Source organism: Variovorax sp. 278MFTsu5.1, from assembly GCF_048305045.1.
GTDB lineage: Bacteria > Pseudomonadota > Gammaproteobacteria > Burkholderiales > Burkholderiaceae_C > Variovorax > Variovorax guangxiensis.
In genome coordinates this window covers 5,772,718-5,785,100 of sequence record NZ_CP157622.1, presented here as the reverse complement: position 1 = coordinate 5,785,100, position 12,383 = coordinate 5,772,718, and the positions used below count along the sequence as shown (strand labels likewise).

Below are 12,383 nucleotides of genomic sequence, written 5' to 3'. Positions count from 1 at the left end.
GCTACAGATAGATCTTCTGCAGCAGCCGTATCAGCGTCTCGCGCTCCCGCGCCGTGAGCTTGGCGCTGGCATCGGCTTCCAGCTGGATCACGGTCTGCTCCGCCTCGCGGATCAGCGCCTCTCCGGCCGCCGTGAGATGCAGCCCGACCGCGCGGCCATCATGCGGATGAGGCCGGCGTTCTATCAATCCCCGGCTGTCGAGCGTCGCCACCAGGCTCACGAGGTTCGGCGGCAGGATGTCCAGCGCATTGCACAGCTGCCGCGAAGTGGCGCCGGGGTTGTGCGCCAGCAGCGACAGTACCGAGAAATCGATCTGCTTGAGCCCGTAGGGCGCCATGCGCTCCGCGAAGAAGGCGCTGACGATCAGCCAGGCTCGGCGGGCGTTGTAGCCGACCAGGGTTTCGAGCATGCGCGCATCGAGCCGGTCCGGCTTGCCTTGCGGCGCCGCGGCCTGCTCGCCTTTGGCGGGAGCGGATTTCGGGGTGGAGGCCATGGCCCGAGCGTAACCCCGCCCGGACGCCCGCGAACGCCCGGAGTGGCTAGTTGGAGACACCGCCACCGGGCGCGGCCGCATGGGTCAGCGCCACCGTTTCGCAGGCCTTCTTGACGATGCCCATCCGCATCTCGAATTCAGGCAGCACCCAGCGCCTGAAGGCGGCCGCCACGCGCGCCTTCTCCGCGTCGCCGGGCGAGGCCGTCTCGATGCGTGCCCAGGCCCACGCCAGCATCGCGAGCATGGTCGAGCGCAGGTAGTCGTCGGCCACCTCGTACGGCAGCGCCGGGTCGGCATGCGCAGCCATGGCCACGGTGGTGCCCAGGTAGCGCAGCTGCGCCAGCCGGCGCTGCACGTCGGCGTCGGCCTCGCGGGAGGCGTCCAGCGTGTCGCGCAGCTCCAGCAGCACGGCCGACATGGCGGCGCCGCCGTCGGGCAGCACCTTGCGCACGAGCAGGTCGATGGCCTGGATCTCGTTGGTGCCCTCGTAGATCATGGTCACGCGCGAGTCGCGCACGATCTGCTCGATGCCCCATTCGCGCACGTAGCCGTGGCCGCCGAACACCTGCAGGCACTCGCTCGCGCCATGGGAGGCCTGGTGCGTGCACGCGGCCTTGAGCACCGGCGTGACCAGCGAGCACCAGCGCTGCGCGCGCTCGCGGGCCTTGGGGTCGGCGTCGTGCGCGGCCACGTCGAGCATCAGCGCGCTGCGGTAGGCGAGGGTGCGCGCCCCGTCGATCCAGGCGCGCTGCGTGTCGAGGATGCGGCGCACCGCCGGGTGCTCGGCGATCAGGTCGGCACTCTCGCCGCCGCGGCTCGCGGGCACCGGGCCCGGCGCGCGCATCTGGCGGCGCTCCGCCGCGTAGGCGTCGGCTTTCTGCCAGGCCGCGTCGAGCAGGCCGATGCCCTGCAGGGCCACGTGCAGGCGCGCCGAATTCATCATCACGAACATGGCGGCCAGCCCGCGGCCGGGCTCGCCGACCAGCCAGCCGGTGGCGTCGTCGAAGCGCATGCTGCAGGTGGGGCTGCCGTGCAGGCCCATCTTTTCCTCGATGCGCTCGCAGTGCACCGCGTTGCGCGTGCCGTTGGGCAGCAGCCTGGGTACCAGCGCCAGCGACAGGCCCTTGGGGCCGGCTGGCGCATCGGGCAGGCGGCACAGCACGAGGTGGACGATGTTCGGCGTCAGGTCGTGCTCGCCGCCGGAGATGAAGATCTTGCTGCCGCTGACCCGCAGGCTGCCGTCGGCCTGCGGCACGGCGCGCGTGCGCACCTGGCCCAGGTCGCTGCCTGCGTGGGCCTCGGTGAGGCACATGGTGGCGAGCCATTCGCCGGTGGCGATCTTCTGCAGGTAGCGCTGCTTCAGCTCGTCGCTGCCGTGGTGCTTGAGGCAGGCGTACGCGCCGTGCAGCAGACCGGGCGCCATCGTGAGGCCGTGGTTGGCGGCGGCCAGCCACTCGTAGAGCACCGCTTCGAGCACCGCCGGCAGGCCCTGGCCGCCGTCTTCCGGCGCAGCCGAGAGCGCGGGCCAGCCGCCGTCGACGAAGGCCTGGTACGCCTCGCGAAAGCCAGGCGGCGAGGTGACTTCGCCATTGGAAAAACTGCAGCCCGTTTCATCGCCGGCCCGGTTGATCGGCGCGACCACTTCGCCGACGAAGCGCCCGGCCTCCTCGAGCACCTGCGAGTGCAGCGCCTCGTCGACTTCGGCAAAGGGCGCGAGCGCGGCAAGGCGCGCGGGCGCATCGAGCACCGCATTCAGCAGGAAGCGGACGTCATCGGGGCGGGGCTGGTAATCCATCGGAGGCTCGGTAACTGGCTAGATATCAGGGCGTGGGCAGCTTGCAAGCGAAGCTGCCTGCGCGCTCGGCGTCGCCGCCTGTGTAGGTGGCGACCTGCGGATAGGGGCACAGCGGCCGCGTGCGTTGCGCGGCCCAGCTGGCAGGCACTTCGGCATTCGGCACCGGCGTGCCCGCGCCGCGTGCCGAGGCGGTAACGGATGCGGGCGCCTTGCCCTGCTCGACCCAGTCGACCAGCGCGCTGAGCATGTCGAACTGGTCGGTGGCCGGACCGCCCGCGCAGTGGTTCATGCCGGGCACCGGGAAGTAGCGCGCGAACGAGGAGGCATCGCCGCCGTTGGCGGCGCGCACGCGCTCGTACCAGGCCTGCGTGTCGTCGGACGAGAACACCGGGTCGCTGGTGCCGTGGTAGACGATCATGCGGCCGCCGCGCTCGCGCAGCGCGCCCAGGTTGGCCGCGTCGGGCGGCGTCATGAACGACAGCGCCGACTCGCGGAACACCCCGTCGGTGGCTGCGATGCGCGGCGCGTCGCGGTCCATGTCGAAGCCCAGCGCGAAGGGCAGGCCCTGCGGCCGGTCGGCCAGAGGCGGCGTGCTGAAGATGAAGCCGACCGCGCCTGCGTCGCGCGTCGGCGGGCTCGCGAACTTCCATTCGCGCCAGTTGGCGCCGCTCACGCCCGCGTCGAACGGAAAGCCGCTGTAGATCGGCTGGCCCGCGCTGTTGCGCGCGCCCTTGAACACGTTGGCGAGCGCGTTCTTCTGCGGCGCGCTCAGGCACATGGCGTCGCGCGTGCCGGCGGCGCAGGTCGGCACGTCGCGCTGGATGTCGAAGCGCGTGCGGCAGGCGTTGACGTCCGACACGATGCCGTCGGCCAAGCCGTCGAGTGCATCGCAGCGCTGCAGCACCTTGTCGGCCACCAGCTTCAGCTCGGCGGGCGTGAAGGCGCTCTGCAGGTCGGGCTGGCCCGCGGGCGTCTTCGCGCTGGCCACCGCCGCGTACTGCTGCGCGCCGTAGAGCTGCGCCACCGCCGCCTTCGGCAGGTTGAAGCCGGGGTCGCCCGCGAGCACGCCGTCGTACTGGCCGGCCGAACGCACGGCCGCCACCATCGCATGCCGCCCGCCGTTGGAGCAGCCGCCGATGTACGAGCGGTCGGGCCCGCGTCCGTAGGCCTTGGCGATCAGGTTCTTGGCCATCGGCGTGAGCTGCGCGACCGCGTTGTAGCCGTAGTCCAGCCGCGCCTGCGGGTCGAGCCCGAAGCGCGGCCCCATCGAACCCGCATGGCCGGCGTCGGAGCTGATGACCGCGAAGCCCATCTGCAGCGCGCTGCTGCGCGGTCCGCCGCCGCCGATGCCGCCGAGCGCGGGCACCACCACGCCGTCGAGCCCGCCGTTGGCCTGGTAGAAGAAGCGGCCGTTCCAGGCGACCGGCAGCCGCATCTCGAAGCCGATGGCATAGCGCTGGCCGTCGACGGGGCTGGTGCGCTCGTTCATGCGGCCCTGCACGAGGCAGTGCGCGGGTGCCGCCATCGCGACGCCGCCGACCGTGACGGTGCCGGCCGCCACCTCGGTGGCCGACGTGTAGACGGTGCCGGGCAGCGCCGCGCGGGCGGCGAGGTCGGTGCAGGACTGCAGCGTGCCGGGGCGTGCGGCCGCCAGCGGCGCATGCGTAGCCGGCGGCGCGGTGGACCGGCTCGCGCAGGCCGCGAGCAGCGCGGCGGCGCCGAGCGCGGTCGCGCACAGGGCAGGGTGGAAGCGGCGCTGGGGCTTCTTCATGCGGTGGTCTCCTTGCCGCGCGGATCGCGGCGTTGTCGTTCGTTCAGGCGGCCTTCTTCGCAGCGCCCAGGTAGGTGTCGATCACGCGCGAGTCGACGGCCAGCTTCTTCGCCTCGCCTTCGAGGCTGACGTTGCCCATCTCGAGCACGTAGCCGTGGTCCGCCACCTCGAGCGCGGCGCGCGCGTTCTGCTCCACCAGCAGGATGGTCACGCCGGTGGCGCGCAGGGCCTCCACGGTGCGGAAGATCTCCTGCACCACCAGCGGCGCCAGCCCCAGGCTGGGCTCGTCGAGCATCAGCAGCGTGGGGCGCGACATCAGCGCGCGGCCCACCGCCAGCATCTGCCGCTCGCCGCCCGAGAGCGTGCCGGCCAGCTGCGCGCGGCGCTCCTTCAGGCGAGGGAAGAGCGTGTAGACCTCGTCGATGCGGTCGCGCCACTGGCGGTTGCGCATCCGTACCTGGCGGAAGGCGCCGAGCACGAGGTTGTCTTCCACCGGCATGGTGCCGAACAGCTCGCGCTTCTCGGGCACCAGCGCAATGCCAAGCATCACGCGCTCCTCGAGCGACAGCCCGTTGACCGGCTGGCCCTTGAACTCGATCACGCCCTTGGAAGGCAGCACGCCCATCAGCGAATTCAGCAGCGTGGACTTGCCGGCGCCGTTCGGCCCGATCACGGTGACCACGCTGCCCTGGCCGGCCTGCAGGTCGATGCCGTGCAGCACCTCGGCGCGGCCGTAGCCGGCGTGCAGGCCGCGGATGCGGAGCAATGGAGATGTCATGTCAGTGCTCCGTTCCCAGATACGCAGCGCGCACCTTGTCGCTCGCCTGCACCTCGGCGGGCGTGCCCTCCATCAGGTGCGTGCCGAATTCCATCACCACGATGTGGTCGCAGATGTCCATCACCAGTCCCATGTCGTGCTCGACCAGCAGGATGCTCATGCCCTCGCCTCGCAGCTGGCGCAGCACCTTGCCCAGCGCTTCCTTCTCCTTGTGGCGCAGGCCGGCGGCGGGCTCGTCGAGCAGCAGCAGGGCGGGGTCGGCGCACAGGGCGCGCGCGATTTCCAGCAGGCGCTGTTGGCCCATCGCGAGGTTGCCCGCGAGCTCGTGCAGGTAGTCGCTCATGCCCACGCGCTGCAGCTGGCGCTCGGCCTCGCGGAACAGCGCGCGCTCCTCGGCGCGGTCGATGCGCAGCATGGCGGCGACGGCGCCCTTGCGCCCGCGCAGGTGGGCGCCCAGCGCCACGTTCTCCAGCACCGTCATGTCGGCCACCATCTTCACGTGCTGGAAGGTGCGCGACACGCCGCGCTGCGCGATCTGCCGCGCGCCCAGCCCGCCGATGGCTTCGCCGCGGAAGCTCACCGCGCCGCCCGAGAGCCCGAGCACGCCGGTGATCAGGTTGAAGGTGGTCGACTTGCCCGCGCCGTTCGGACCGATCAGGCCGACGATCTGGCCCGCGCGTGTCTGGAAGCTGATGTCGTTCACTGCCACCAGCCCGCCGAAGGTCTTGCGGATGGCCCGCACGTCGAGCACCACCTCGCCGGCGGCCGGCCTGGCGCGCGCGGGCAGGTCGCCGGCATCGCGCCAGTCGACCGCGCGGCGCGGGCGCGGCAGGCGGCGGTCGACGAAGGCCCAGAGCCCGTCGGGCAGGTACTTGAGCACCAGCACGATCATGATGCCGAAGACGATCAGCTCGTAGCTGCCGGCCGTGCCGATCAGCTTGGGCAGCAGCACCTGCAGCTGGTCTTCGAGCTGCTTGACCACGCCCGCGCCGGCGATCGCGCCCCACACGTGGGCCGCGCCGCCGAGCACTGCCATGAACAGGTACTCGATGCCCATCTTCAGCCCGAAGGGCGACGGGTTCACCGTGCGCTGGAAGTGCGCGAAGAGCCAGCCCGAGACCGATGCGAAGAGGGCGGCGAGTACGAAGATGCCGATCTTGAAGCGCAGCGTGTTCACGCCCATGGCCTCGGCCATCTGCGAGCCGCCGGCCAGCGCGCGGATGGCGCGGCCGCTTCGCGAGTCGAGCAGGCGGATCACCGCGAAGGCCGCGAGCAGCGCGAAGATCCACACCACCGCATAGAACATGCGCTGCTGGCCGATCTCGAAGCCGAACACCGTGAGGCCCTTCACGCCGAGGATGCCGTCGTACTTGCCCAGCGCCTCCAGGTTGCCCATGAGGTAGTAGAGCGACAGCGCCCACGCGATGGTGGCCAGCGGCAGGTAGTGCCCCGACATGCGCAGCGTGATCGCGCCGATGATCGCCGCGCTGATGCCCGTGAGCGCCATGCCGATGAAGAGCGTGACCCATGGCGACAGGCCGGTGTTCACCGTGAGGTAGGCGGTGGTGTACGCGCCGATGCCCACGAAGGCCGCCTGCCCGAAGGAGGTGAGGCCCCCCACGCCGGTGAGCAGCACCAGGCCCAGCACCGGCAGCGTGTAGATGCCGACGTAGTTGAGCTGGATGATCCAGAAGTCGGGCAGCGGCAGCAGCGGCAGCGCGATGAGCACCAGCACCAGCGCGAGCGGGCCCCAGGTGCGCAGCGCGCTCTTGTCGGGCGCATGTGCCGTCGAGGGATTCAGGAGTGCTTCCATGTCAATGTTCCTCGTCCGAATGGCCGCTTTTCAGCGAGCGCCACAGCAGCACCGGCAGGATGATGGTGAACACGATCACTTCCTTGAACGAACTGGCCCAGAAGGAGCCGAAGGACTCGATCACGCCCACGGCCAGCGCGCCGACGAGCGCGCCGGGGTAGCTCGCCAGGCCTGCGATCACGCCGGCCACGAAGCCCTTCAGGCCGATGAGGAAGCCAGAGTCGTAGAACACCGTGGTGGTCGGACCGATCAGCAGGCCCGAGAGCGCGCCGATCAGCGCCGCCATCGCGAAGGTGAGCTGCCCGGCCGCCTGGGTGGAGATGCCCATGAGCCGAGCGCCCAGCCGGTTCACGGCGGTGGCGCGCAGCGCCTTGCCGTACAGGCTGCGCTCGAAGAACAGGTACAACAGCACGATCAGCGCGGCCGACATGCCGAAGATGATGAGCGCCTGCCCGCTCACGTTGAGAGGCCCGAGCGCCATGCGCTCGTCCCAGAACGGCGGGTTGCGGAAACCCTCCGCGCCGAAGAAGAGCAGGCCCAGCCCGGTCATCGCGAAGTGCACGCCCACCGAGACGATCAGCAGCACCAGCGAGCTCGCACCCGCCAGCGACTGGTAGGCCACGCGGTACACCAGCGGACCGAAGGCCGTGACGATGAACACAGTGAGCAGCGCCTGCACGCCGATCGGCAGGTTGCGTGGGCCGGCCCAGGCCGAGATCGCGCAGATGACGGCGGGTGCCGCGAGCGTGCGCAAGGCAGCCTTCAGCCCGGCCGCCGCGCTGCCGTTGTGGCGCCAGGTGGTGACCAGGTCCATCAGCGCCGCGACGCCGGCCAGGATGAGCAGCAGCCACACCGTGCCCGGTGTCTTGCCGGTCTGGAAGATCGCCAGCGTCAGCGCGCCGTACGCCACGAATTCGCCCTGCGGAATGAAGATGACGCGGGTCACCGTGAAGACGAGCACGATGCCCATGCCCAGCAGGGCATAGATCGCGCCATTGGTGAGGCCGTCCAGCGTCAGGATGCTGGCGATCGAGAGATCCATGGCGTGTGTTCGATGCGGCTGAAGAAGGGGATTACTGCTCGACCTTGAACGCGCCGTTCACCACCTTGAGCATCACGCCGGTCTCGGTCGTGTAGCCCCAGTGGTCCTGCGCCGTCCAGTTCAGCACGCCGTGCGCGAGCACCGTGCGGCCCATGCCCTCGAGCGCGTCGCGCAGCGCGGCGCGGAACTCAGGCGTGCCGGGCTTGGCCTTCTTGAGCGCGACCGGCACGGCCTTCTCGAGCACCGTGAGCGCGTCGGCCGCGTGGCCGGCGAACTGGTTGCGCGAGCCGGGGCCGTAGGCCTTCTCGTAGCCCTGCACGAAGGCGACGGCGGCGGTCTTCGAGGGATGGCTGTCGGGCAGCTGCTCGGCCACGGTGGCGGGGCCCGAGACCACGAAGGTCCCCTCGGCGTCCTTGCCCGCGGTGCGCATCAGGTCCTGCGTGGCGGCGGCGTGCGTCTGGTAGACCTTGCCCTTGTAGCCGCGCTCCATCACCGCCTTCTGCGGCATGCCGGCGCCGCTGCCCGAAGCCACGATCAGGATCGCGTCGGGATTGGCCGAGGTGAGCTTGAGCACCTGGCCGGTCACGCTGGTGTCGGCGCGCGCGAAGCGCTCGGTGGCGACGATCTTGATGCCGTTCTTGGCGGCCTCGGCCGTCAGCGCCTTGAGCCACAGTTCGCCGTAGGCGTCGGTGTAGCCGAGGAAGCCGACCGTCTTCACGTTCTGCTTCTTCATGTGCGCGACCACCGCGTAGGCCATCACGTCGTTCGACTGAGGCAGGCGGAAGAACCACTTGTCCTTGCCCGGCGGCAGGCCGGCCGGCGCGGTCGACAGCTGCGGCGTGCCCGACTCGGCCGTGACGTCGGCCATCGGGATGGCGACGGGCGTGGCGCTGGAGCCGATGATGATGTCTGCCTTGTCCTCGGTGACCAGGCGCTGCGCGTCCTTCACGCCGGTGGTCGGGTCGGTGGCGTCGTCGAGCACCACCACCTTGAGCGCCTCGCCCGCGATGGTCTTCGGCCAGATGGCGATGCCGTTCTTCACCGGAATGCCCAGGCCCGAGGCCGGGCCGGTGAGCGGCTGCACCACGCCCACGGTGATGTCGGCATGGGCGAGGCCCATGGCCATGAGCGCCAGCACGGCGGCGAGGGTGGTCTTCTTGAAGGTCATCGGTGTCTCCTGGGTACGTTGTGAAGCGGGCGGAACGAACGCGAAAAAGAAGGAAGGGCCTCAGCGCGGCGCCATGCGCAGCGCGCCGTCGATGCGGATCACCTCGCCGTTGAGGTGGCCGTTGGTGACGATGTGGCAGGCCAGCTCGGCGAACTCCGAGGGCTTGCCCAGGCGCGGCGGGAAGGGGATGGAGGCGGCCAGCGACTGCTGCACCGGCTCGGGCAGCTCCAGCAGCAGCGGCGTGGCGAAGATGCCCGGCGCCACCGTGCACACGCGGATGGCGTGCTGCGCGAGGTCGCGCGCCATCGGCAGCGTCATGCCGACCAGCCCGCCCTTGGAGGCGCTGTAGGCCTGCTGGCCCACCTGTCCGTCGAAGGCGGCGACCGAGGCGGTGAAGAGCATCACACCCTTCTCACCGTTGTCGAGCGCGTCCAGCTTCGCGCAGCGCGCGGCGAACAGGCGCGCCATGTTGTAGCCGCCGATCAGGTTGATGTTGACCACGCGCACGAAGTCTTCCAGCGGCGCGGGGCTGCCGTCCTTGCCCACGATGCGCTTGGCGCTGCCGATGCCGGCCACGTTCATCAGGATGCGCGCGGGGCCGTGCGCGGCCTCGGCCTTGTCGAGCGCGGCGTTCACGCTGTCGGTGTCGGTGATGTCGCAGGCGCAGGCGATGCCGCCGATCTCGGCCGCCACCTTCTCGGCGAGCGCGGCATTGCGGTCGAGCACGGCGACTTTGGCGCCCAGCCGTGCGAGCTCGCGCGCGGTGGCTTCGCCCAGGCCCGATGCGCCGCCCGTGACCAATGCGGCTTGTCCTTCGATCTTCATTTGTCTCGTCTCCAGAAAAAGTGTGGAAAGGCTCAGCGTGGCTTCAGGGTGAACGGCAGGCTGCCGTCGTGCATCGCATCGGCCAGCGCGGCGCGGTGCTTGAGCACGGAGCGCTGGTTGATGGAGCCCTTGTCGGTGACCTCTCCCCTGTCGATGGACGGCGGCTCGGCCATCAGGTGCAGCCGCGCGATGCGGTTGGCGCTGCCGGTGGCGGCGGCGGCCAGCGTGTCGACCACCTGCTGGAAGTGCGCCTGCACGGGTGCGCTTTCCAGCACCTCGCGCATGGTGGCGCCGGCCGGCAGGCCGGCGAGCTCGCGCACCTTCTGCGTCGGGAAGACGAGCGCGCCCACTTCCTTCAGGTTGATGCCGGTCAGCACCGCGTCCTGCACGTAGGGCGCGCCGGCCGCGATGATCTTCGCGCGCATCGGGCCCACGCTCACGAAGGTGCCGGTGGCGAGCTTGAAGTCTTCGGCGATGCGGCCGTCGAAGCGCAGGCCGCGATGGATGTTGTTCTCGTCGATCCACTTCACCGCGTCGCCGGTGGAAAAGAAGCCTTCCTCGTCGAAGGCCTCGGCCGTGGCCTCGGGCGCGCGCCAGTAGCCGGGCGTGATGTTGGGGCCGCGGTAGCGCACCTCGGTCTTGCCGTCGACCTCGACCAGCTTGAGCTCGATGCCCGGCGCAGGCAGGCCCACGTCGCCCGACTTCACGTCGGGGCCTGTCACGTACAGCGCGAAGGGGCCCGATTCGGTCATGCCCAGGCCGGTGCCCATGACGATGCGCTCGCCCACTTCCGACTCCTGCGTCTTGTGCAGGCTGTCCCACACGGGCTGCGAGAGCGCCGCGCCCGAGTAGAAGAACATCTTCACGCGAGACAGCAGGTTGCGCCGCAGCACCTCGTCGGTTTCCATCGCCTGCGCGATGGCCTCGAAGCCGGTGGGCACGTTGAAGTAGATGGTGGGCGCGATCTCGCGCAGGTTGCGCAGCGTCTCGGCCATGCCGGCGGGCGTGGGCTTGCCGTCGTCGATGTAGAGCGTGCCGCCGTTGTCCAGCACGATGCCCACGTTGTGGTTGCCGCCGAAGGTGTGGTTCCAGGGCAGCCAGTCGACCAGCACGGGCGGCTCGTCGCCCAGGGCGGGTATCGACTGGCGCAGCTGCTGCTGGTTGGCGCACCACATGCGGTGCGTGTTGATCACGGCCTTGGGCATCTTGGTCGAGCCCGACGTGAAGAGGAACTTGGTGATGGTGTCGGGGCCGGTGGCGCGCATCGCCTCGTCGATGGCGCTCGTGGCCGGCGTGGAGGCGAGGGCGCTGAACGCGGTGACGGGCCGGTCCTCGAGGCTGCCCTCGGCCAGCACGACCTCTGTGCCGGTGGGCACGACGGCGGCGATGGCCTTGGCGAAGCGCGCCGCGTCGCTCGCGAAGACGAGGCCGGGCGTGAGGGTGTCGAAGACGTGGCGCAGCTTCTCGAAGTCCTGGCTCACCACCGAGTAGGGGGGCGAGACGGGGCAATAGGGCACTCCGGCGTAGAGGCAGCCCAGCGCCATCAGCGCGTGCTCGATGCCGTTCTCGCTGAGGATCGCGACCGGGCGCTCGGCGCTCAGGCCGCGCTCCAGCAGTGCCTGTCCGATACCGCGTGCTTCCTCCAGCGCCTGCGCGTAGCTCACGCGCAGCCAGTCGCCGGTGCTGCCGTCGGCCAGCCGTTCGCGGCGGGCGATGAAGGTGCGGTCGGGCGTGCGCTCTGCCCAGTGGGCGAGGCGGTCGGTCATGCGTTCGCGGTAGGGGGCGAGCGGCGTTTCGGCGCTCAGGTACTGCGTGCCCGGCGCGCCGTCGCGCAGCACCGCGCGGGTGACGCCGAAGACCAGCGGGCGGTAGCGGACGGCGGGGGCGCTCATCCCTTGCTCACTTTCGCGCCGCGTCCTTCGAGGAAGTCGCGAACGCGCTGCTTGGCCTCGGGCGCGGCCTGCGTGATGCCGGAGATCAGCGCCTCGGTGAAGAAGCCATGGTCGGCCGACTGCTCGGCGATGCGCGGCAGCGCGTGCATCAGCGCGTAGTTGGTGAGCGGCGCGTTGGTGGCCACGCGCCTGGCGAGCTCGAAAGCCTTGTCGAAGGCCTGGCCTTCGTCGACGAGGTACTGCGCGAAGTTGGCGCGCTCGCCGTCCTCGGCGTTGTAGACGCGGCCGGTCATCATCATGTCGGTCATGCGGGCCACGCCGATCAGCTTGGGGATGCGCACCGAGCCGCCGCCGCCCACGAAGATGCCGCGCGAGCCCTCGGGCAGCGCGTAGAAGGTGGTGCGGTCGGCCACGCGGATGTGGCAGGCGCTTGCCAATTCGAGCCCGCCGCCGACCACCGCGCCGTGCAGCGCGGCGATCACCGGCACCGGGCCGTGCTGGATCAGGTCGAGCGCGGCGTGCCACATGCGCGAGTGCTGCATGCCCTGGCCGGCGTCGCGCTCCTTCAGCTCGCTCAGGTCGAGGCCGGCGCAGAAGTGCGGCCCCTCGCCGTCGATCACCGCGGCGCGCACGGTCGAAGGCAGCTTCTCGAAGGTGTCGCGCAGCGCGAGGATCAGTCCGTCGGACAGCGCGTTGCGCTTGGAGCCGCGCGTCAGGCGGACGATGGCGACTTCGTCGCGGATGTCGAGTTGGAGGTCTGGATTGGTCATGATGGGGTCCGGGGTTGCGTCGAATTATGGTTATGG

Annotated in this window: 10 protein-coding genes; all 10 read right to left on the bottom strand. The window is 70.5% G+C overall.

Features of this window, described 5'->3' with window-relative positions; all coding sequences use genetic code 11:
• Position 1: 1 nt before the first annotated feature.
• From ABL844_RS26895 to ABL844_RS26850, 10 genes are read right to left on the bottom strand one after another with little or no spacing between them, the layout of a single operon-like run.
• A complete protein-coding gene (locus ABL844_RS26895; protein ID WP_369660870.1) occupies positions 2-493 on the bottom strand; it encodes a MarR family winged helix-turn-helix transcriptional regulator in 492 nt (163 codons plus the stop codon).
• 46 nt (positions 494-539) lie between these two features.
• On the bottom strand, positions 540-2,288 hold the full coding sequence (locus tag ABL844_RS26890; protein WP_418129598.1) for an acyl-CoA dehydrogenase family protein: 1,749 nt from the start codon (positions 2,286-2,288) through the stop codon (positions 540-542).
• A 25-nt stretch (positions 2,289-2,313) separates the two neighbouring features.
• Positions 2,314-4,059, bottom strand: a complete 1,746-nt coding sequence (locus ABL844_RS26885; protein WP_418129597.1) for a tannase/feruloyl esterase family alpha/beta hydrolase — start codon at positions 4,057-4,059, stop codon at positions 2,314-2,316.
• A 43-nt stretch (positions 4,060-4,102) separates the two neighbouring features.
• Entirely contained in the window at positions 4,103-4,837 is a 735-nt protein-coding gene (locus ABL844_RS26880) for an ABC transporter ATP-binding protein (protein ID WP_418129596.1), read from the bottom strand.
• A 1-nt stretch (position 4,838) separates the two neighbouring features.
• The gene (locus tag ABL844_RS26875; protein WP_418129595.1) at positions 4,839-6,650 is read right to left on the bottom strand and encodes an ABC transporter permease subunit; all 1,812 of its coding nucleotides are present in this window, start codon (positions 6,648-6,650) and stop codon (positions 4,839-4,841) included.
• Position 6,651: 1 nt separating this feature from the next.
• Positions 6,652-7,692, bottom strand: coding sequence for a branched-chain amino acid ABC transporter permease (locus ABL844_RS26870; RefSeq protein ID WP_184640716.1), 1,041 nt, complete (start codon positions 7,690-7,692; stop codon positions 6,652-6,654).
• Between the two features lie 31 nt (positions 7,693-7,723).
• The gene (locus ABL844_RS26865; RefSeq protein WP_418129594.1) at positions 7,724-8,860 is read right to left on the bottom strand and encodes an ABC transporter substrate-binding protein; all 1,137 of its coding nucleotides are present in this window, start codon (positions 8,858-8,860) and stop codon (positions 7,724-7,726) included.
• Positions 8,861-8,920: 60 nt separating this feature from the next.
• Positions 8,921-9,685 (bottom strand): SDR family NAD(P)-dependent oxidoreductase, encoded by a 765-nt coding sequence (locus ABL844_RS26860; RefSeq protein ID WP_418129593.1) that lies wholly within the window; start codon positions 9,683-9,685, stop codon positions 8,921-8,923.
• Between the two features lie 32 nt (positions 9,686-9,717).
• A complete protein-coding gene (locus ABL844_RS26855; RefSeq protein WP_418129592.1) occupies positions 9,718-11,577 on the bottom strand; it encodes a feruloyl-CoA synthase in 1,860 nt (619 codons plus the stop codon).
• On the bottom strand, positions 11,574-12,347 hold the full coding sequence (locus ABL844_RS26850) for a crotonase/enoyl-CoA hydratase family protein (protein ID WP_126025571.1): 774 nt from the start codon (positions 12,345-12,347) through the stop codon (positions 11,574-11,576). The genes ABL844_RS26855 and ABL844_RS26850 overlap by 4 nt, the downstream gene beginning before the upstream one ends.
• Positions 12,348-12,383 lie beyond the last annotated feature (36 nt).